This window comes from Burkholderia sp. Bp8992, from assembly GCF_003853705.1.
Classification (GTDB): domain Bacteria; phylum Pseudomonadota; class Gammaproteobacteria; order Burkholderiales; family Burkholderiaceae; genus Burkholderia.
In genome coordinates, this window is the sequence record NZ_QTQI01000002.1 from 300792 (window position 1) to 321701 (window position 20910).

The 20910-nt window shown below is 68.7% G+C and carries 15 protein-coding genes; 12 read left to right on the forward strand and 3 right to left on the reverse strand.

Translation table 11 applies throughout. From position 1 onward, the window contains the following. The first annotated feature begins 2 nt into the window (after positions 1-2). Positions 3-1673, forward strand: a complete 1671-nt coding sequence (locus tag DIE03_RS04220) for an IclR family transcriptional regulator (protein WP_124447783.1) — start codon at positions 3-5, stop codon at positions 1671-1673. 229 nt (positions 1674-1902) lie between these two features. Continuing rightward, positions 1903-2046 (forward strand): hypothetical protein, encoded by a 144-nt coding sequence (locus tag DIE03_RS04225; RefSeq protein WP_162999171.1) that lies wholly within the window; start codon positions 1903-1905, stop codon positions 2044-2046. 105 nt (positions 2047-2151) lie between these two features. Here DIE03_RS04225 and DIE03_RS04230 read toward each other — a convergent pair whose 3' ends face one another. Both DIE03_RS04230 and DIE03_RS04235 read right to left on the reverse strand, forming a co-directional pair. Further along, complete coding sequence (locus DIE03_RS04230) at positions 2152-5025, reverse strand: bifunctional YncE family protein/alkaline phosphatase family protein (RefSeq protein ID WP_124447787.1); 2874 nt, start codon at positions 5023-5025, stop codon at positions 2152-2154. A gap of 209 nt (positions 5026-5234) precedes the next feature. Continuing rightward, the gene (locus DIE03_RS04235; protein WP_059240672.1) at positions 5235-5717 is read right to left on the reverse strand and encodes an Lrp/AsnC family transcriptional regulator; all 483 of its coding nucleotides are present in this window, start codon (positions 5715-5717) and stop codon (positions 5235-5237) included. 283 nt (positions 5718-6000) lie between these two features. On the opposite strand from DIE03_RS04235, the gene DIE03_RS04240 reads away from it, so the two are divergent. The 3 genes from DIE03_RS04240 to DIE03_RS04250 all read left to right on the forward strand — a co-directional run bounded on the left by DIE03_RS04240 (position 6001) and on the right by DIE03_RS04250 (position 9293). Beyond that, positions 6001-6663, forward strand: coding sequence for a LysE family translocator (locus tag DIE03_RS04240; protein ID WP_124447789.1), 663 nt, complete (start codon positions 6001-6003; stop codon positions 6661-6663). Positions 6664-6738: 75 nt separating this feature from the next. Then, positions 6739-7170, forward strand: a complete 432-nt coding sequence (locus DIE03_RS04245) for a YqaA family protein (protein WP_124447791.1) — start codon at positions 6739-6741, stop codon at positions 7168-7170. A gap of 140 nt (positions 7171-7310) precedes the next feature. Then, positions 7311-9293 carry a methyl-accepting chemotaxis protein gene (locus tag DIE03_RS04250; protein WP_124447793.1) on the forward strand — a complete coding sequence of 661 codons (1983 nt, stop codon included), beginning with the start codon at positions 7311-7313 and terminating at the stop codon, positions 9291-9293. 37 nt (positions 9294-9330) lie between these two features. On the opposite strand, the gene DIE03_RS04255 is transcribed toward DIE03_RS04250, so the two are convergent. Then, complete coding sequence (locus DIE03_RS04255) at positions 9331-10983, reverse strand: acyl-CoA synthetase (RefSeq protein ID WP_124447795.1); 1653 nt, start codon at positions 10981-10983, stop codon at positions 9331-9333. Positions 10984-11151: 168 nt separating this feature from the next. Between DIE03_RS04255 and DIE03_RS04260 the strand changes: the two genes are divergently transcribed. The 7 genes from DIE03_RS04260 to DIE03_RS04290 all read left to right on the forward strand — a co-directional run bounded on the left by DIE03_RS04260 (position 11152) and on the right by DIE03_RS04290 (position 20904). Then, positions 11152-11907 (forward strand): Crp/Fnr family transcriptional regulator, encoded by a 756-nt coding sequence (locus DIE03_RS04260; protein ID WP_124447797.1) that lies wholly within the window; start codon positions 11152-11154, stop codon positions 11905-11907. 186 nt (positions 11908-12093) lie between these two features. Then, positions 12094-15261 carry an efflux RND transporter permease subunit gene (locus tag DIE03_RS04265; protein WP_124447800.1) on the forward strand — a complete coding sequence of 1056 codons (3168 nt, stop codon included), beginning with the start codon at positions 12094-12096 and terminating at the stop codon, positions 15259-15261. Between the two features lie 36 nt (positions 15262-15297). After that, positions 15298-16527 (forward strand): efflux RND transporter periplasmic adaptor subunit, encoded by a 1230-nt coding sequence (locus DIE03_RS04270; protein ID WP_124447802.1) that lies wholly within the window; start codon positions 15298-15300, stop codon positions 16525-16527. 5 nt (positions 16528-16532) lie between these two features. Continuing rightward, entirely contained in the window at positions 16533-18038 is a 1506-nt protein-coding gene (locus DIE03_RS04275) for an efflux transporter outer membrane subunit (RefSeq protein WP_124448136.1), read from the forward strand. A gap of 21 nt (positions 18039-18059) precedes the next feature. Next, complete coding sequence (locus DIE03_RS04280; protein ID WP_009688307.1) at positions 18060-18755, forward strand: heavy metal response regulator transcription factor; 696 nt, start codon at positions 18060-18062, stop codon at positions 18753-18755. After that, positions 18752-20218, forward strand: coding sequence for a heavy metal sensor histidine kinase (locus DIE03_RS04285; RefSeq protein WP_124447804.1), 1467 nt, complete (start codon positions 18752-18754; stop codon positions 20216-20218). The genes DIE03_RS04280 and DIE03_RS04285 overlap by 4 nt, the downstream gene beginning before the upstream one ends. Before the next feature lie 98 nt (positions 20219-20316). Next, positions 20317-20904, forward strand: coding sequence for a LysE family translocator (locus DIE03_RS04290; RefSeq protein ID WP_124447806.1), 588 nt, complete (start codon positions 20317-20319; stop codon positions 20902-20904). The last annotated feature ends 6 nt before the right edge of the window (positions 20905-20910 follow it).

The window sequence follows — 20910 nt, forward strand, 5'->3', positions numbered from 1 at the left end:
GCGTGCAGAACCACGAAGTCAGCGCAGACGACGCGCCGCCCAAGGCGCAGCGCGGGATCCAGAGCGTCGAGGTCGGCGGCCGGCTGCTCGACGCGCTCGCGCGCCGGCGCAAGCCGCTCGGGCTGTCGGAGCTGGCCGCGGCGGCCGACCTGTCGACCGCGCAGGCGCACACCTATCTCGTCAGCCTGACGCGGCTCGCGCTCGTGAAGCGCGATGCGATCACCGGCAACTACGAGCCGGGCCCGCTGTCGCTGCGGCTGGGGCTGATGTCGATCGAGCGCCAGCCGGCCTATCGCGCGGCGCTGCCGCACGCGGCGCAGCTCGCCGAAGCCGTCGGCCTGAGCGTCGCGCTGTCAGTGCCGGGCGCGCTCGGCCCGACGATCGTGCGCATCGAGCACGGCGGCTATCCGTTGCACGTGAACCTGCACGTCGGTTCGGTGATGTCGCTCGACACGACGGCGACCGGCCGCGTGTTCCACGCGTTCGGCGACGCCGCGCAACTCGACGCGATGGCTGCGAGCCAGGCCGGCGCGGGTGCGACGCTCGCCGGCGCCGAAACCGCGCAAGCCGCACCGGACGCCGAGGCGCAACAGGCCGAACGCGAAGCGATCCGCGCGCGCGGCATCGAACGCAGCATCGACCGGCCGAGCCCCGGCGTCAGCGCGATGTGCGTGCCCGTATGCGACGCGCACGGGCATCTGCAGCTTGCGTTGACGGTGATCGGTTCGAGCGGGTCGATCGACGTCGACTGGGACGGCCCGATCGCGACGGCCTTGCGCGAAACGGCGCGGCAGGCCACCGCGTCGCTCGGCGCGCAAGGGTCGAGCGCGGCCGAATCGCCGCCCGCGTCCGCGCCCGTGCCGGCAGCTGGCGCGGCGCGCGTGCCGCCGGCCCTGGCCGACGACGCGAAGGCGCAGCGCGGGATCAACGCGCTCGACAGCACCGGCGAACTGCTGCTCGCGCTGGTGTCGGCGGGCCGCGCGCTGCCGCTGCGCGATCTCGCGGCGGCGGCCGGCATGCCGGCCGCGAAGGCGTTTCCGCATCTGGTCAGCCTGCAGAAGATCGGCCTGCTGGGCCGCGACGACGCCGGCTGCTTCGACGGCGGCCCGCTCGCGCAGGCGCTCGGCCTGATCGCGATGCAGCGCGTGTCGCCGACGCGCGACGCGGAAGCCGAGATCGTCGCGCTGGCCGCCGCGACCGACATGAGTGTCGCCGCCGCGACGCTCGGCCCGCTCGGCCCGACCGTGATCCGGCTCGAGGAATCGGCGCGGCCGCAGCACGTGAGCCTGCAAGTCGGCACCGTGATGTCGCTCGTCAATACGGCGATCGGCCGGATCTTCGCATCGGGCATGTCCGACGACGTGCTGGCCGACCTGCTCGCCAACGAGCCCGTGCGTCTCGCGGGCACCCGCGCCGCGCCGGACGACGCCGCATTCCGCGCGCGGCTCGCGGCGATCCGCGCGGACGAACTCGATTTCGCGTTCGATGCGCCGGTGCCGGGCATCGGCACGGTCGCCGCGCCCGTGTTCGATCACACCGGCAGCATCCGGCTCGTGATCGCGATCATCGGCTCGTCGCGCGGCTTTCCGCGCGGGCCGGACAGCGACCTCGCGCAGACGCTGCGCGCCGCGACGCGGCGGCTGTCCTGGCGCTTCGGGTGGATTGGCCGGTAATCGCGCCCTTTTCCCCGACGTTCGACTCCCCCTGTTTTTCTTCCCGCGAGGCCGTGCCGGCACGGCCTCGGCACGCCTGCGCGTCACACGACGGCGCCGATATTCATGTTGCGTGGCAGCAACATAAAATGTCAGTAATTCTCATATAACGAAATCGAATTTCACAAGGCGGTGACGTTTCGCTATGATTAGGGTTATCCCTAACTCGCCACCTATATGGGGCTTCGTCATGCAAACGTCTAATGTCTCCGATCGTTCCACCCAATCCACTGGCTGGCTCGCACGTGTGAGCGAGCTGCTTGCGGAAGCGTGGGCGCTCCACCTCGAGAACTGCGAAGTCATCGCTGAAGCACACGCGCGCCTGCCGCGCTGAGCGGAACGGCCAGGGCGGACTTGAAACGAACGACGGTCCGTCGAGCGGCCCGCCGTTCGTATGCCGGCGGCCCGTTCGCCGCCGGTTTTTCGTCAAGCGAGGGCGTCAGCCCTTCACCGCGTGCTTCGCGGGCGCCGTCGCGGGCACGTCGTCATCGTCGTCATGCCGGCGCGTCGCCTGCTGCGTGTCGCCCGGCCGCACCGGATACGCCTTCGCGCCCATCAGCCCCTTCCACAGCACCTTGTTGTAAGCGACCGCATCGAGCCGGTCCTCGACCGAGAAATCCATCCCGCGCGTGACCGCCGCCCAGTAGCGCATCCCGTGCGTCGGCTTCAGCGCGGCCGTCTTGATGTCGCCCGCCGGAATCGGCAGCTGGGTGTTCGCGAGCAGCCCGGACGCGACCGCCTTGTACGTCCACTTCGCCTGGCTCAGGTCGAACACGTCGGTCATCGGCCCTTGTGTCGCATCGAACAATCCAAGGTGATCGAGATTCAACACCTCGGTGATCGTGCGGATCATGTTGACCGTCGTGTAATGCGTACTGACGACCGCGTTCTGCTTCACGTACGGCCCGATCACGAATGCCGTGCTGCGATGTGCGTCGACGTGGTCCGGTCCGTCCTGCGCATCGTCCTCGACGACGAAGATCAGCGTGTCCGACGCATACGGGCTGTTCGCGAGCGCCTGCGCAACGCGGCCGACCGCATAGTCGTTGTCGGCCATGTCGAGCTCCGGCGTGTTGACGCCGTCCAGCGACGACGCGAAGCTGCCGGTATGGTCATGCGGCAGGCGCAGCAGCGTCAGCGCGGGCAACTGGCCGTTGCCGACGAACTGGTTGAATTCGCGCTCCCACTCCAGCTCGCGGTACAAGTCCGGATACGCGTTGTCATAGCCGCGGAAGTACGGATCCGTGCGATCGACGAGCGCGGGCGTCACGCTGTACCCCTGCACCTTGTTGTCGGCGAACGGCGCCCGGTCCATCGGAATCGCGTTCGGGCCGCTGTTGCGCGAGATATCCATGAAGAAGCCGTAGTTGCGCACCGTCAGGCCCGCACGCAACGCGGCGTTCCAGATATAGCCCTGCTGTACGGCATCCGACGGGCCGTCCGGTGCCGACACGTCGGCCGTGCCGGGCAGCAGATCGGGGTCGCTCGGCGTGAGCGGGTTCGCCGCCGTGCGTTGCGCGCCGGTGAGGCCGACGTCGACGTTCCGATTCTGGCCTTCCCAGTCGTAAGAGCCGCCGCGCGCGCCGCTGCGCGCCGGGCTGCTCGCATAGTTGACGGGCAGCATCTTCGCGCCGGCATCGGACTCGCGTGCACCGGTCGACCACGGCCAGCCGTTGCCGCTCACGTCGCCGGAATCGTGGAAGTTGTCGAGCGTGACGAACGTCTTCGCGAGCGCGTGCATGCTCGGCGTCGTCGCGTCCGGAAACTCGGCCAGCGACGGGTCGCCGTTCCCGCGGCCCAGATCGCCGAGGATCTGGTCATACGTGCGGTTCTCCTTGACGATATAGATCACGTGCCTGATCTTCTGCCGCAGCGCGTTCATCGTCGCGACGTCGGCGGCGGAGAGCGCCGCATTGAAGCTGTTGTTGTCGGCGACCTGCTTCGTCAACAGATCGAGCGTCGCGCTGTCCGGCGCGGGCATCCACATGAATCCGCCCTTGCTCAACTGCTCGATGTACTGGTTCTCCACCAGGTGCACGGGCGAGTTCTTGACCGGGCACGGTACGGTCCTGCCGCTGTCCTTGCAGTTGCCTGGATTCGGCCCCGGCATGTTCTTCGTGTAGACCACGTAGAGCGCGTTGTTCGCGCCGACCGCGACATCGGACGGATACCATCCGGTTGGAATCAGTCCGCTCACTTTCGCCGTATCGCCGGACAGCGAGACGACCGCGACGTCGTTGGTGCCGCGATTGGTCACGTACAGTGCGGTTTCGTCAGGCGACAAAGCAAGCCCGTTCGGCGACGCGCCGCGATACTGCATTTCCGTGACGAGCCCGGTGGGTGCGACCGTCGACACGCTCGACACGACCTTGTTCGATGTCGTATCGATCACCGACACGATGTCGGCGTTGTCGGACGCGACGTAGAGGCGAGTCTGCGCCCGGTTCAACACCATCTTGTTCGGGTTGCCCTTGACCGCGATACGCGTGACGATCTGCGGCGCATCGGTCGAGATGTCGACGACGACGATCTCGCGATCGCGTTCGCTCGACACGTAGGCCGTCTTGTTGCCGACGATGCGCACCGCGTTCGGATATTCGCCGCCCGGCGTGCCCGACGCGCCGCCGCTCTTGCCAGGACGGAGATCGCGTTCGGCCAGCACCGCGCGCCCGGCCAGATCGACCAGCGTGACGCTGTCGTGATAGCGGTTCGCCACGACCGCGCGCTTGCCGTCGGCCGTTACGTCGACGCCGGTCGCGAGCGGCGCGCTGCCGAGGCCGTTACCGCCCTTGTGACTCAGCGCGATCGACGCGCCGGCTTCACCCCAGGCGCCCTGCGACAACGCGAATACGTGCAGGTTGTCGTCGCCGCCGCCGGTCACGTAGAAATGCTGGCCGTCCGGCGCGAATGCGATACCGACGTAGGTATCGGGCACCGGCAGCACCTGCTTCTTCACCGGCGTGCCGCCCGACACGTCGAATACGAACACGTACTCGTTCGAATCGGCATTGATCAGCTTGCCGCCGGCGTCCAGCCTGTTGTTGTAGCCGCTCGTCAGCACCAGCAGCGTCTTGCGGTCCGGGCTGAGGGCCTCCGACACCGGCTGGCCGGCGATCAGGTCCGGCACGTCCTGCAGCCCGGGATTCAGCGCGACGAGCGTCGTGCCGGGCGCGGCCAACGGCGTGATGCGCTGCCCGGTCGACAGCAGCGTCGATGTCGTGTCGCCGAGCGTCGCAGCGGTATTGACGGAATCGCTGTTGCACGCGGTCAGGGTCGCGGCAATCGCAGCGGCAAGGACGAGAATCTTGTACACGGATGCTCCTGTTCGTCGGACAAAAACGTTTCCATGCGCCACCGTAATGAGGCGTAATGATTCGTAACGAACGGGAGAATAGTGACCGGCAGTGAATCGCCGGTGACGGCAACCTTGCTAAAGGCGCTGCATTTCCTTTCTTATTGCTTTCGATTTTCGGTCGACCGCACGCGCGGGCGACCAACAGCGAACCGTGGCAGCCCGCGCCGTCACACCTGGATCGAAGGCACATCCTTCATGCACCGCAGCGCGAACATCGAGCGGCTGTGACGGATGCTCGAAATCCGGTACAGCTTTTCGCGCAGGAAGCGTTCGTAGCCGGCCGTGCCGTCCACCGCCACCTTGATCCAGTAGTCATACTCGCCCGACACCAGGTACGCCTCGAGCACTTCCGGCAGCGCCGCCAGTTCCGAGCCGAAACGCGCGAGCGCGTCGTCCTCATGGCGATCGAGCGTGACTTCGAGGATCACGATGTCCGCATAGCCGAGCATGCGCTGGTTGACCAGCGCGACGTAACCGTCGATGTAGCCGTCGAGTTCGAGTTGCCGCGTGCGGTTCCAGCAGGCGGTGGTCGACATGCCGATCTGTTCGGCGAGTTCGGCGTTCGACAGGCGCGCATTTTTCTGCAATGCACCCAGGATCTTGCGGTCCTGGTTGTCGAGCGTTTTGGGCGTGCGTTCGCGGGTAGCCATGGCGAGAAGAATCTTCTACTGAAAATCGGCATTCTATCTGAACAGGATTCCGGTTTCAGGCCCGTTTTGCTGGAAAACAGGAAGCCTTTTAACCGAGCCGCTTGATACATTTTCTCCATGCCTGCTGCCCGGCACGCTCCCCGCGACACCCCTTCGCACCGGGACGCACGGCCGCAATCACGAGTTGCGGTGCCGGGCGGCAGGCATGCGATTCCCCGCCGCCCCGCACGCCTATCCGACCGCGTGCGGGGCCGGTGCCTGCGGCCCTGTTCCTGCTTCCGTCATGTCGTTCAAGCTTTATCTGTCGTTCCTCGCTGCTTCCGTCGTCCTGATCTACGCTCCCGGTCCCGTCAACCTGCTCACGATGAACCAGGCGCTGCGCACCGGCTGGCGCCGCGCGCTGCCGTGCGTCTGGGGCGGCACGCTCGCCGTGCTGCTGCAACTCGCGCTGACCGCGCTGTGCCTGAATTCGCTGGTGCATCTCAACGAACACGCGCTGACCGTGCTGCGCTGGGCCGGCGCCGCGTATCTCGTGTGGCTCGGGGCCAGGCAATGGCTCAGCCGTGCGCCGGCCGGCGCTCCCGCCGCCACGACCGCAGCCGGCACCGGGGCCGCGGCCGCCGTGGCCCCGGCGGACACCGACACCGGCCGCGCGCTGTTCTGGCGCGGTGTCGCGACCTCCGGCCTGAATCCGAAAACGCTGCTGTTCTTTCCGTCGTTCTTTCCGCAGTTCATCAGCCCGGATTCCGACTGGAGCCTGAACCTGCAATTCCTGCTGCTCGCGACGACGTTCGCGCTGCTGTTCGCGGGCGGCGTCGCGTCGATGGCGCTGTTCTCGCACCGGCTGAGCCGGGCGTTGCAGCGGCCGGCGCGGATGCGCGCGATGAATCGCGTGACGGGCGGGCTGCTCGTCGGGATGGGCGCGATCATGGCCGGCTGGAACTGAGGACACCGACGCTTTCCGTTCCGCGCGACCGCCACGCCCCCGCGCCGACGGCGACGCCGCCGGTACAATCGCGCGATGTCCGAATTGCTCACTTACGGCGGCCTGTTCGCCGTGTCGATGGTCGCCGCGACCCTGTTCCCGCTCCAGTCCGAAGCCGTGCTCGCCGGCCTGCTGCTCGCCGGGCGCGAACCCGTATGGGCGCTGGTGCTCGTCGCGAGCATCGGCAACGTCGGCGGCTCGGCGATCAACTGGGCGCTCGGGCGCGGCATCGAGCACTTCCGCGAGCGCCGCTGGTTTCCGGTCAAGCCGTCCGCGCTCGCACGCGCCGAGCGCTGGTACAGCCGCTACGGCCGCTGGTCGCTGCTGCTCAGCTGGGCGCCGGTGATCGGCGATCCGCTGACGATGATCGCCGGCGTGCTGCGCGAGCCGCTGCCGACCTTCCTCGTCATCGTGACGATCGCGAAGGTCGGCCGCTACCTGGCCGTCGCGTGGCTCGTGACGCACTGACATCCGCTGTCCTTCGCACGCCTGCCGGCCCGCCGGCGACGACGCTCCGCTAAAGATTTCGCCAGAGTTGCCGTATTTAACGGACGACTAGCGGTGACGCGTGCGTTCCGCCCCCTCTCCCTCCCCACTCAGGATGCTTCATGAGATTGACCCAATTGGGCCGGGTGAGCGTCGGCGCGCGTCTCGCCGCGCTGGCGTGCGTGCTCGTCGCCCTGCTGTTTACCGTGTTCGCATGGACGCTCGCCCATTTCGCCGGCCGGCAGCTCGCCGAAGAAGCGCACATGCGGATCGTCGACAAGGAGCAGTCGATCCGCGCGATGGTCGACCTGTTCGACAAGGCCCTGACCGCCGAAGCCAACCGCTCGATGTCGCTGTTCGCGAGTTTCCTGCCGGCCGATTTCGCGCTCGACCCGGCACGACCGGTCGACATCGGCGGCGTGGCCGCGCCGACGCTCCTCGCGGGCGGCCAGCCGCTCGACCTCGATTACTCGATTCCCGACCAGTTCCTGAAGAAAAGCGGCGCGATCGCGACGATCTTCGCGCGCGACGGCGACGATTTCGTGCGCATCACGACGTCGCTGAAGAAGCAGGACGGCGCGCGCGCCGTCGGCACCAAGCTCGACCGCGCGGGCCCCGCATATGCGCCGCTCGTCGCCGGGCGCAGCTATACGGGCCTCGCGAAGCTGTTCGGCCGGTCGTACATCACGCAGTACAAGCCGGTGACCGACGCGACCGGCCGCGTGATCGGCGCGCTGTTCGTCGGCCTCGACATCGGCGCCGAACTCAAGCTCGTCGAAGACGGCATCCGCGCGCTGAAGATCGGCGACAACGGCTACTACTTCGTGCTCGACGCGTCGCAGGGCCCGTCGCGCGGCACCTTCGTCGTGCATCCCGATGCGGCCGGCCGACCCGCCGACGACACGCGTGCGCCCTATGCGCAGATGCTCGCGGCCGGCCAGGGCCGGCTCGCGTACACGTCGACCGACCCGGCCGCGCACGACGGCGGGCCGACCGCGAAATTCGTGTCGTTCACGACGATTCCGCAGTGGCAGTGGCTCGTCGGCGGCATCGCGCTCGACGACGAGCTGCTCGCCAGCATGCGCGCCACCCGCAACCGTTTCCTGATGATCGGCGCCGTGCTCGTCGCGGCGTTCGCGACGCTGTTCGTCATCGTGGTGCGCCGCGTCGTGAGCCGGCCGCTGGAAGCCGCTGCGCGGGCCTCCGAGCGCTATGCGGCAGGCGATCTCAGCGTGCGCATCCGCGACGGTGCGCCCGCGCAAGGCAGCGCGGGCAACGACGAGATCGGCCGGCTCGTGCAGGCGGTCGACGGGATCGGCGACGGCCTTGCGCGAATCGTCGCGCAGGTGCGCAACAGCTCGGCCGACATCGCGCACGGCACGGTCGGCATCGCGGCCGGCAGCGGCGACATCGCCGCGCGGATCGCGACGCAGGCGAGCAGCGTCGAACAGACGGCCGCCAGCATGGAGCAGATCACTGCCGCCGTGCAGCAAAGCGCCGAGCACGCGGCGCAGGCCAACGCGCTGGTCGCCGACGCGTCGGCCGCCGCGACGAACGGTGACGCCGCGGTGCAGCGCGTGGTCGCGACGATGGACGACATCGGCCGCGCGACGCGCCGGATCGCCGAAATCACCGGCGCGATCGAAGGCATCGCCTTCCAGACCAACATCCTCGCGCTGAACGCGGCCGTCGAAGCCGCACGCGCGGGCGAACACGGCAAGGGTTTCGCCGTGGTCGCGGCCGAGGTGCGCGCGCTCGCGCAGCGCAGCGCGGCCGCCGTCAAGGAGATCGATGCACTGAGCGCCGAATCGTCGGCGACCGTCGAACAGGGTTACCGGATCGCGGACGCCGCACGCGGCACGATGCGCGACATCGTCGCGCGGGTCGACCAGGTCCGCACGCTGATCGGCGAGATCAGCGCCGCGTCGCGCGAGCAATCGACCGGCATCGAGCAGGTGAACCTGGCCGTCACGCAGATCGGCGAAGCGACGCAGCAGAATGCGACGCTGATCTCCGACGCCGAACGCGCGGCCGTCGCGCTGCGCGACCAGGCCGCGCAGCTGTCGGACGCGGTCAGCGTGTTCCGGCTCGAACGCACCGCGTGACAGGCACCGGACGATCGGCCAGGGCCGGGCGACTCGCCTACTTCTTGTCGCCCGCCAGGTCGATCGCCTTGTCCGAGCCGACCGCATTGCGCAGCTGGAACTTCTGGATCTTGCCGGTCGACGTCTTCGGCAGCTCGCCGAAGCGCACGGCCTTCGGCACCTTGAAGCCCGCGAGCAGTTGCCGGCAGTGCGCGACGATCTCCTCCTCGGTCGCGCTCGCGCCTTCGCGCAGCTCGACGAACGCACAGGGCACTTCGCCCCATTTCGGATCGGGCATCGCGACGACGGCCGCGACGGCGACGGCCGGATGACGGTACAGCGCGTCCTCGACCTCGATGCTCGAGATGTTCTCGCCGCCGGAGATGATGATGTCCTTCTTGCGATCCTTGATGCGGATATAGCCGTCCGGCATCAGCACCGCGAGATCGCCGGTATGGAACCAGCCGCCGTGGAACGCCTCGTCGGTCGCCTTCGGGTTCTTCAGGTAGCCCTTCATGCAGATGTTGCCGCGGAACATGATCTCGCCGAGCGTCTCGCCGTCGGCCGGCACCGGCGCCATCGTGTCGGGATCGAGCACCGTGGCACCCGCTTCGAGGTGGTAGCGCACGCCCTGCCGCGCATTCAATCGCGCGCGTTCCTCGTCGGACACCGCGTCCCAGTGCGCCTGCTTCGCGCAGACGGTCGCCGGGCCGTAGACCTCGGTTAGCCCGTACACGTGCAGCAGGTCGAAGCCGATCTCCTTCATCTTCGCGATCACGGCCGGCGCGGGCGCCGCGCCCGCGACCATCGCGTGCACCGTGTGGTCGATCCCCGCGCGGAATTCGGCCGGTGCATTCGCGATCGCGCTCTGCACGATCGGCGCGCCGCAGTAATGCGTGATGCGTTCGCGGCGGATCAGGTCGAACACGGTCTTCGCGTCGAACTTGCGCAGGCACACGTTCACGCCCGCACGCGCCGCGACGGCCCACGGGAAGCACCAGCCGTTGCAGTGGAACATCGGCAGCGTCCACAGATACACCGCGTGCTTCGGCATGTCCCATTCGAGGATATTGCTGATCGCCGCGAGATACGCGCCGCGATGGTGGTAGACGACGCCCTTCGGGTCGCCGGTCGTACCGGACGTGTAGTTCAGCGCGATCGCCTCCCATTCGTCGGCGGGCGGCGTCCACGCGTAGTCGGCGTCGCCGCCGGCCACGAACGCCTCGTAGTCGGTCGCGCCCGCGAAACGGTCGGGATCGGCCGGCATCGCGTCGGCGACGCTGACGATCTTCAGGCCCGGCACCTCGAGCGCCGCGCGATGCGCGAGCTCCGCGTATTCGGTATCGACGATCAGCACCTTCGCCTCGCCGTGACGGAGCATGAACAGCACCGACGGCACGTCGAGCCGCGTGTTGATCGTGTTGAGCACCGCGCCGGCCATCGGCACGCCGAAGTGCGCCTCGACCATCGCCGGGATGTTCGGCAGCATCGCCGCGACCGTGTCGCCGCGCTCGACGCCGGCCTGCGCGAGCGCGCTCGCCAGCTGCTTCGCACGCGTGTAGGTCTCGCCCCACGTGCGCCGCACGTCGCCGTGCACGATCGCAAGGCGCTCGCCATAGACTTCGGCCGTGCGGACCAGGAAATCGATCGGGGTGAGCGGTACGTAATTGGCGTCGCGGCGGCCGAGTCCGGCCTCGAACATCTGCGTCATGATCCTGTCTCCCGTTTACTGTCGACCGGCGTGCATGCACCCCGGATCGTTTTGATGTGGTTCAATTGCCGACAGCCTAACGGGCGCTATTGTGAGCCGTCTGTCATCGAAACGACAGAGTGCCGCTCCAGCGCTGCGCGTTATCCCTATCCTCGCAAACCCGCACCCATGCACGACGACTCCGTTGCGCCGCCCGACGCGGCCGCCCGCCCGGCCGACACGCTTCCCGAACCGGGCCCGCTGCCGCCGCTCGCGACGCTGTTCGCCCAGTGCGCGTGGTTCCGCACGCTCGCGCCCGAGCACCAGGCGCTCGTGCTCGCGCAGTCGCGCGTCGAGCAGTGCGAGGCCGGCGACGTGATCGCGCACCGGCTCGCGCCGTCCGAGTACTGGATCGGCGTGCACCAGGGGCTGCTGAAGCTCGCGATCTTCAACGTGTCGGGGCGCGGCTGCACGTTTTCCGGCGTGCCGTCGGGCGGCTGGTTCGGCGAAGGCAGCGTAATCAAGCGCGAGCTGCGCAAGTACGAAGTCGTCGCGATCCAGCGCTCGACCGTGCTGTTCGTGCCGGTCGACACCTTCCATGCGCTGCTCGATACCAGCCTGCCGTTCACGCGCTTCGTGATCCATCAGTTGAACAACCGGATGGGCGAATTCATCGCATCGATCCAGAACAGCCGGCTGCTCGATGTCGACGCGCGCGTCGCGCAGGCGCTCGCGCAGCTCTTCAACCCCGACCTGTATCCGGATACCGGCCCGTCGCTGTCGATTTCCCAGGAGGAACTCGGCATGCTCGTCGGTGTGTCGCGGCAGCGGATCAACCAGGCGCTGCAGCAGCTGGAAAAGCTCGGCGCGTTGCGGCTCGCGTACAACCAGATCGAGGTCGTCGATCTGCAGGCGCTCGCGCGCTTCGGAATGGAACAGCTGTGAGCGCCGCACGATCGGCACAACCGTCGCCATCGCGACACGTGCATTCCGTCTGCGGAATCGGCGCGCAGCGCGCGCGCCTCAACCTGACCGTTCCGCCAGTTTCGCGACAGTAACCCGTTCCACGCCGACGCCTATCATTCGGGTTCCCTTCACCGACGCCTGATCACCGCCCGTCCCGCTGCCTCCATGTGGATCGTCAATCTCGCGCTCAAGCGCCCCTACACGTTCATCGTCATGGCCATCATGATCGTGCTGGCCACCCCGCTTGCGCTGATGCGCACACCGGTGGACGTGCTGCCCGCGATCAACATCCCCGTGATCAGCGTGATCTGGAATTACAGCGGCTTCTCCGCGACGGAGATGACCAATCGCATCACGTCCGTCCATGAGCGGATCCTGACGACGACCGTCAACAACATCCAGCACGTCGAATCGACGTCGCTGCCGGGCATCGCCGTCGTGAAGGTGTTCCTGCAACCGGGCGCGAACGTGCAGACGGCGATCGCGCAGACGGTCTCCTCCGCGCAGGCGATCGTGCGGCAGATGCCGCAGGGCGCGACGCCGCCGCTCGTGATCACCTATTCGGCGTCGAGCATCCCGGTGATCCAGCTCGGGCTGTCGAGCACGACGCTCAGCGAACAGTCGCTCGCCGACATCGCGCTCAACTTCCTGCGCCCGCAGCTGATCACGGTGCCGGGCGCGCAGATCCCGTTCCCGTACGGCGGCCGCACGCGCGTGGTCGCGATCGACCTCGACCCGCAGGCGCTGCAAGCGAAGGGGCTCACGCCGGCCGACATCGTCAACGCGGTCAACGCGCAAAACCTCGTGCTGCCGACCGGCACCGCGAAGATGGGCCAGACCGAATACCGGATCGACACGAACGCATCGGCCGACACCGTCGCCGACATCAACAACCTGCCGGTCCAGACCGTCAACGGCGCGACGACCTACCTGCGCGAGGTGGCAGCGGTGCGCGACGGTTTCGCGCCGCAGACCAACGTCGTGCGCCAGAACGGCCAGCGCGGCGTGCTCATCTCGATCCTGAAAAGCGGCGACGCGTCGACGCTCAAGGTCGTGTCGGACCTGAAGGCGCTGCTGCCGAAGGTGATCCCGACGCTGCCCGAGGGGCTCACGATCACGCCGCTGTTCGACCAGTCGGTGTTCGTCGACGCGGCCGTCCAGGGCGTGATCCACGAGGCGCTGATCGCCGCCGTGCTGACCGCGATGATGATCCTGCTGTTCCTCGGCAACTGGCGCAGCACGCTGATCATCGCGATCTCGATCCCGCTGTCGATCTTCACGTCGCTGATCGCGCTGTCCGCGCTCGGCGAAACCATCAACATCATGACGCTCGGCGGCCTCGCGCTCGCGGTCGGCATTCTCGTCGACGATGCGACCGTCACGATCGAGAACATCGAGCGGCACCTGCACCTCGGTACCAACCTGCACGACGCGATCCTCGAGGGCGCCGGCGAAATCGCGGTGCCCGCGCTCGTGTCGACACTGTGCATCTGCATCGTGTTCGTGCCGATGTTCTTCCTGACGGGCGTCGCGCGCTTCCTGTTCGTGCCGCTCGCGGAAGCCGTCGTGTTCGCGATGCTCGCGTCGTACGTGCTGTCGCGCACGCTGGTGCCGACGCTCGCGATGCTGCTGTTCCGCCCGCAGCAGGCGAACACCGGCCCCGAGCATTCGATGTCGCGCTTCGCGCGCCTGCATCACGCGTTCAACCATGCGTTCGAACGGCTGCGCGCGTGGTACATCGTGCTGCTCAGCATCCTGCTCGTGCGCCGCCGCTTCTACGCGATGTGCTTCCTCGGCTTCTGCGTGCTGTCGACGGGGCTGGTGTTCGTGCTCGGCCGCGACTTCTTCCCGAACGCCGATTCCGGCAACATCCGGCTGCACATGCGCGCGCCGACCGGCTACCGGATCGAGGAAACCGCGCGCCTCGCCGACCGGGTCGAGCGCGTGATCCGCGAAACCGTGCCGCCCGACGAGCTCGGCGCGATCGTCGACAACCTCGGCCTGCCGGTGAGCGGCATCAACCTGTCGTACAGCAACGCCGGCACGATCGGCACGCTCGACGGCGAGCTGCTGATCGCGCTGAAACCCGGCCACCGCGCGACCCGGCACTACGTGCAGACGCTGCGCACGCTGCTGCCGCAACGCTTCCCGGGCGTCGAGTTCTTCTTCCAGCCGTCGGACATCGTCACGCAGATCCTCAACTTCGGCCAGCCGGCCGCGATCGACGTGCAGGTGCTCGGCAACGATCTCGCGAGTAACATGACCATTGCGAGCAGCCTGATGAAAAAGATCAGGCAAATCCCCGGTGCCGTCGACGTGCACGTGCTGCAACGGAACGACGAGCCGACCCTGCTGGCCGACATGGACCGTACGCGCATGCAGCAGCTCAACCTCTCCGCGCAGAACGTCGCGCAGAACATGCTGATCTCGCTGTCCGGCAGTTCTCAGACCACGCCCTCGTTCTGGATCAACCCGCGCACCGGCGTGCAGTACCCGCTGCAGATCCAGACCCCGCAATACAGCATCGCGTCGGTCGACGACCTGCTCGGCACGCCGATCTCGGCGAGCGGCCGCACGGGCGTGCCGCTGCAATTGCTCGGCAACCTCGTGCAGGTGCGCAGCACCGTGAACCCGGCCGTGATCACCCACTACAACATCCGCCCGGCGGTCGACGTGTACGTGAGCGTCGAAGGCCGCGACCTCGGCGCGGTCGCGGGCGAGATCGACCGCATCGTGTCCGGCGCGCGCGCGACGTTGCCGCGCGGCACCGACCTGACGATGCGCGGCCAGGTCGAGACGATGCGCACGTCGTACATCGGCCTCGGCGCGGGTGTCGCGATGGCGATCGTGCTCGTCTACCTGCTGATCGTCGTCAATTTCCAGTCGTGGCTCGACCCGCTGATCATCATCAGCGCGATGCCCGCTGCGCTCGCCGGCATCGCGTGGATGCTGTTCATCACCGGCACGCACCTGAGCGTGCCCGCGCTGACGGGCGCGATCATGACGGTGGGCGTCGCGACCGCGAACAGCATTCTGGTCGTGTCGTTCGCGCGCCAGCGCCTCGCGGCCGGCGCGCCGCCGCTCACGGCCGCGCTGGAGGCCGGCGCGACGCGGATCCGGCCGGTGCTGATGACGGCGCTCGCGATGATCATCGGGATGGTGCCGATGGCGCTCGGTCTCGGCGAAGGCGCCGAGCAGAATGCGCCGCTCGGCCGCGCGGTGATCGGCGGGCTGCTGTTCGCGACCGTTTCGACGTTGCTGTTCGTGCCGCTCGTGTTCGGCGGCGTGCATGCGCGGCTGGCCCGCCGGCGCGCGCGCCAGGCCGGACACTGACTTTCGCCCCACTACCCGGTTGAATTGGTTGAATTCATGGAAGAGAAACATCACAGCGCCGTCGGCATCCAGGTGGACGAACACGGCATGCACCTGCCGACGCGCACGTCGGTGTCGCGGCGCGGGCGCATCGTCCTGGTCGTGATCGGCGTGCTGCTCGCCGCCGGCGCCGCGCGCACGATCGTCGTCAACGTGCTGAACGGCAACCGGCTCGCCGCGGTCGCCGAGCAGAACACGCGCCAGTACGTGAGCGTCGTGCATCCGGTCGACGCGGCCACCGGCGGCAAGCTGACGCTGCCCGGCACGCTGCGCGGCTTCGTCGAGGCGCCGATCTACGCGCGGGCGAGCGGCTACGTGCTGCGCTGGCAGGCCGACATCGGCGCGCACGTGAAACAGGGGCAGACGCTCGCCGAACTCGACACGCCCGAACTGAACCAGGAACTCGCGCAGGCCACCGCGCAACGCCAGCAGGCGCAGGCCGCGCTCGCGCTCGCGAAGACGTCGTTCGACCGCGCGCAGCAGCTGCGCCAGCGCGATGCCGTCTCGCAGCAGGAACTCGACGACCGGCAAGGCGCGTTCAGCCAGGGCACCGCGAACCTCGCCGCGGCCGACGCGAACATGCGCCGGCTCACCGAGCTGAAGGGTTTCCAGCGGATCGTCGCGCCGATCGACGGAATCGTCACGCAGCGCAACGTCGACGTCGGCGATCTCGTCAATTCCGGCAACGCCGGCCGTTCGCTGTTCACCGTCGTGCAGGCCGACCGGCTGCGCCTCTACGTGCAGGTGCCGCAGGCCAACGCGCAGCAGGTGAAGATCGGCCAGCACGTGAGCGTCGCGCAGGCCGAGCTGCCGGGCCGGACCTTCGACGGCACGATCACGCGCACGTCCGAGGCGATCGACGTCGCGACGCGCTCGCTGCAGATCGAGATCACGCTGCCGAACCCGGACGGACGGCTGCTGCCCGGCGCTTACGTGCAGGCCACGCTGCCGATGACGCCGGTCGGCCGCCTGCAGGTGCCCGCCAATACGCTGCTGTTCCGCGGCGAAGGCCCGACGGTCGCGACCGTCGACGCGAACGGCCAGGTCCACCTGAAGCAGGTGACGGTCGTGCGCACGATCGGCCAGACGCTCGAAGTCGATGGCCCGCTCACGCCGAGCGACCGCCTCGTCGCGAACCCGAGCGACGCGCTCGCGAACGGCGACAAGGTCGTCGTGCAGGCGCCGGCCGCGCAACCGGCGTCCGCGGTTGCCGGAGCGAAGTCGTGAGCGCGATGCACGCCCGCCTGCGGCCCGCGGCGCTCGCCGCCGTCGTCGCGGCAACCGCCGTCGCCGGCTGCGCCGTCGGCCCGGACTACCAGCGCCCGGCCGTCGACACGCCGGCCGCGTGGCGGCTCGCCCCGGCCGATGCGTACTGGCATCCGGCCGCGCCGGCCCGCGCGCCGCTCGATCCCGCGTGGTGGACCGCGTTCGGCGATCCGCAACTCGACGCACTCGAAACCGACGCCCTGCGCAACAACCAGAACCTGAAGGCCGTGGCCGCGCGCTACGACCAGGCGAAGGCGACGCTCTCGTCGGTCGCGTCCGCGCAGTATCCGGCCGTCGGCCTGACCGCGAGCGGCCAGCGCTTCAAGATCTCCGCCGACCGGCCGCAGACCAACTACGCGACGAAGAGCATGTCGACCGTGCAGAACGAGATCCAGGTCGGCGCGGCCGTCAGCTACGAGCTCGACCTGTTCGGCCGCGTGCGGCGCAGCGTCGAATCCGCGCAGGCCACCACCGAGCAGGCGCGCGACGATTTCGCGAACGCGCGCCTCGTGCTGACCGCCAATCTCGCGTCGAGCTATTTCGCGCTGCGCGAGCTCGACAGCGAAATCGACGTCGTCAAGCGTTCGATCGACCTGCAGCAGAAGGCGCTCGACTACGTGAGCGCGCGCCACGACCTCGGCGCGGTGTCGGGCCTCGATCTGTTGCAGCAGCGCTCACAGCTCGACGCGACCCGCACGCAGGCGCAGTTGCTGCTCCAGCAGCGCGCGCAGGTCGAAACCGCGCTCGCGACGCTGGTCGGCGCGCCGGCCCCCGAATTCTCGCTGCCGCCGCGCGTGGTGCCGATCAACGCGCCCGCGCTGCCGACCGGCATGCCGAGCGACCTGCTGCAGCGGCGGCCCGACGTCGCGTCGGCCGAACGCGCGATGGCCGCCGCGAACGCGCAGATCGGCGTCGCGCGCGCCGCGTATTTCCCGCGCATCACGCTGTCGCCCGACATCGGCTGGGATGCGACGCGCTTCGCGGGCCTGTTCACCGTGCCGGCGCTGCTGTGGTCGGTCGGCGGGTCGCTCAGCCAGCCGCTGTTCGAAGGCGGCCGCCTGAAGGCCGGCGTCGATTTCGCGCAGGCCGGCTACGTCGCCGCGCAGGCCAGCTACCGGCAGACCGTGCTCACCGCGTTCCAGGAAGTGCAAAATGCGGTCACGGGCCTGTCGATCCTCGCCGACGCCGCGCAGCAGGCAGCGGCGGCCGTCGACGACGCGCGCAAGCTCGTGTCGCTCGCGCAGGACCGCTACGCGGGCGGCCTGACGCCGTTCATCGACGTGCTGACGGCCCAGCAGCAACTGTTGACGAGCGAACGCCAGGCCGTGCAGATCCAGGGCCAGCGCGCGGCGCTCGTCGTGTTTCTCGCGAAGGCGCTCGGCGGCGGCTGGGACGGCGCCGCGACGAACGGCGCCCCGCCATCCGACGTCGCGGCGGCGGCCCCGCAGCGCACCGCGGGCGTCGGCCCTTAACCCGGTTAGCGGAAGACAAACATGAAAGTGCTGATCGTCGAAGACGAACCGAAAGTCGTCGAATACCTGAAGAGCGGCCTGACCGAGGAAGGCTGGGTCGTCGACACCGCGCTCGACGGCGAGGACGGCGCCTGGAAAGCCGTCGAATTCGACTACGACGTGGTCGTGCTCGACGTGATGCTGCCGAAGCTCGACGGCTTCGGCGTGCTGCGTGCGTTGCGCGCGCAGAAGCAGACGCCCGTCATCATGCTGACCGCGCGCGACCGCGTCGACGATCGCGTGCGGGGCTTGCGCGGCGGCGCCGACGACTACCTGACCAAGCCCTTCTCGTTCCTCGAGCTGATCGAACGGCTGCGCGCGCTCACGCGCCGCGCACGCGTGCAGGAATCGACGCTGATCTCGATCGGCGACCTGCGCGTCGACCTGATCGGCCGCCGCGCGACGCGCGACGGCACGCGGCTCGACCTGACCGCGCAGGAATTCCAGCTGCTCGGCGTGCTCGCGCGGCGCAGCGGCGAGGTGCTGTCGAAGACGACGATCGCCGAACTCGTGTGGGACGTGAACTTCGACAGCAACGCAAACGTCGTCGAGACGGCGATCAAGCGACTGCGCGCGAAGCTCGACGGCCCGTTCGCGGACAAGCTGCTGCACACGATCCGCGGCATGGGCTACGTGCTCGAGGCACGCGAGGACGGCGACACGGAGCGGCGGGCATGAAACGCTCGATCATCCTGCGGCTCTCGGCGATGTTCGGCATCGTGTCGCTGCTCGTGTTCACGCTGGTCGGCTGCGGGCTGTTCGTGATGATGGAGCGCCAGCTGTTCGCCGAATTGCGCGCGACGCTCGACACGCGCGCCAAGGTCGCCGCGATGATCGTGTCGCACGCGACCACGGCCGAGCGCGGCCGCCTGATGCAGGAAAAGCTCGCCGACCTCGAACCGCCCGACGGCTCGACGCACTACCAGGTCGTCAGCGACAACCCGGCGTTCCGCTTCGGCAAACCCGTCAACGGCGTGCCGCTCGACCCGCCGTTCGGCGCGTTCCAGCGCTACCAGCTCAACGACAGCAGCTATGCGGTGATGACGAAGACCGTCACGCTGGCCGGCGCCGGCGAGCGGCCGGAGCTGCAGCTGGTCGTCGCGTCGTCTTGCGAGCGCACGCAGCGGATGCTGCGCCGCTTCGGCTGGACGCTCGCCGCGCTGATCGCGACGGCCACCGTCATCACGCTGCTGCTGAGCCGCGCGGTCGCGCGCTTCGGGCTCGCGCCGCTCGACCGGCTGTCGCAGGATGCGGCGAGCGTGAGCGCGACGAACCGCCGCCAGCGGCTGCACACCGACGCGCTGCCGACCGAGCTGCGCGATCTCGCCACGTCGTTCAACGGCGCGCTCGAGCGCATCCAGCAAACCTACGCGCGGCTCGAGGCGTTCAACGCGGACGTCGCGCACGAGCTGCGTACGCCGATCAGCATCCTGATCGGCCAGACCCAGGTCGCGCTGACGAGCCGCGACCGCTCGGTCGACCGGATGCGCCAGACGCTGCAGTCGAACCTCGAGGAATTCGAGCGGCTTCGCGTGATCATCAACGACATGCTGTTCCTGTCGCGCAGCGATCGCGGCGAACGCGCGACCGACCTGAAGGACGTGTCGCTCGCCGACGAGGTGCGGCGCATGCTCGACTTCCTCGAAATCCCGCTCGACGAGGCGCAATTGCGCGCCGAATTGCACGGCGATGCGCGTGCGGCCGTCGATCCGTCGCTGTTCCGCCGCGCGATGACGAACCTGCTGATCAACGCGATCCAGCATTCGGCGCCCGGCGCGACGGTGAACGTGACGATCACGCGCCGCGACACGCTCGTCGAGATGGCCGTGTCGAACCCCGGCGAGCCGATCGATCCGGTGCAGCGCTCGCACGTGTTCGAGCGCTTCTACCGGCTCGAGGAAGCGCGCGCGAACAGCAAGGAGAACCACGGGCTCGGGCTGTCGATCGTCAAGGCCGTGGCCGAGATGCACGGCGGCGGCGTGTTCGTCGCGTGCGTGGGCGGCATCAATACGTTCGGCTTCTCGGTATCGACGGAACCCTGCGCGAGCGGACCGCTGCGCGCGGCCGACGCAGCCGGATCGGACGGTTCGGGCGAGTCGGCGGAGCCGCGTCCGGCCCACGCGCCGCGCGCGCTGCACTGACGGCGGCCGCGCCAGCCGAGGGCAGTTTTCTTCAATACGGGCCGAAACGGCTCCCGTAGTCTCGATGCGACTTTCGACATTTCGCATGGAGACACCTGATGAGCATGCTGGTTTCGATGGCCGCGTTCGCGCTGGCCTCGTCGATCACCCCCGGTCCCGTCAACATCGTCGCGCTCGGCGCGGGCGCCCGTCACGGCCTGGGCGCCGGCCTGCGCTACGCGGCCGGCGCGACGCTCGGCTTCGTCGCGCTCTTTCTGCTGATCGGCCTCGGCCTGCACGCGGCGCTCGCGCGCTGGCCCGTGCTGACGACGGCCACGCAGTGGTCGGGGATCGCGTTCCTGCTGTTCATGGCGTTGCGGCTCGCGCTCGACGACGGCCGGCTGTCGGCCGACCCGGACGTGGCCGGCCCGTCGGCGGCATCCGGCGCCGCGATGCAGTGGCTCAATCCGAAGGCATGGCTCGCATGCGTGGCCGCGATGGGCGCGTATGCGGCCGACGGCGACCGCGCGCAGGTCTGGCAATTCGCCGCGCTGTATCTGGTGATCTGCTTCGCGTCGATCGCCTGCTGGGCGTATGCGGGCGCGTCGCTGCGGCATCGGCTCGCGAACGCGCGGCGCATGCGCGTGTTCAACCGGCTGATGGCGCTGCTGCTGGCAGGCAGCGCGTTGCTCCTGCTCGACGTCTAGCCGCGT

Coding starts and splice junctions, on each gene's coding strand:
- DIE03_RS04290 (WP_124447806.1), top strand. CDS start 20,317: ATGAGCATGCTGGTTTCGATGGCCGCGTTCGCGCTGGCCTCGTCGATC.
- DIE03_RS04240 (WP_124447789.1), top strand. CDS start 6,001: ATGTCGTTCAAGCTTTATCTGTCGTTCCTCGCTGCTTCCGTCGTCCTG.
- DIE03_RS04235 (WP_059240672.1), bottom strand. CDS start 5,717: ATGGCTACCCGCGAACGCACGCCCAAAACGCTCGACAACCAGGACCGC.
- DIE03_RS04285 (WP_124447804.1), top strand. CDS start 18,752: ATGAAACGCTCGATCATCCTGCGGCTCTCGGCGATGTTCGGCATCGTG.
- DIE03_RS04270 (WP_124447802.1), top strand. CDS start 15,298: ATGGAAGAGAAACATCACAGCGCCGTCGGCATCCAGGTGGACGAACAC.
- DIE03_RS04250 (WP_124447793.1), top strand. CDS start 7,311: ATGAGATTGACCCAATTGGGCCGGGTGAGCGTCGGCGCGCGTCTCGCC.
- DIE03_RS04260 (WP_124447797.1), top strand. CDS start 11,152: ATGCACGACGACTCCGTTGCGCCGCCCGACGCGGCCGCCCGCCCGGCC.
- DIE03_RS04265 (WP_124447800.1), top strand. CDS start 12,094: ATGTGGATCGTCAATCTCGCGCTCAAGCGCCCCTACACGTTCATCGTC.
- DIE03_RS04280 (WP_009688307.1), top strand. CDS start 18,060: ATGAAAGTGCTGATCGTCGAAGACGAACCGAAAGTCGTCGAATACCTG.
- DIE03_RS04255 (WP_124447795.1), bottom strand. CDS start 10,983: ATGACGCAGATGTTCGAGGCCGGACTCGGCCGCCGCGACGCCAATTAC.
- DIE03_RS04245 (WP_124447791.1), top strand. CDS start 6,739: ATGTCCGAATTGCTCACTTACGGCGGCCTGTTCGCCGTGTCGATGGTC.
- DIE03_RS04275 (WP_124448136.1), top strand. CDS start 16,533: ATGCACGCCCGCCTGCGGCCCGCGGCGCTCGCCGCCGTCGTCGCGGCA.
- DIE03_RS04225 (WP_162999171.1), top strand. CDS start 1,903: ATGCAAACGTCTAATGTCTCCGATCGTTCCACCCAATCCACTGGCTGG.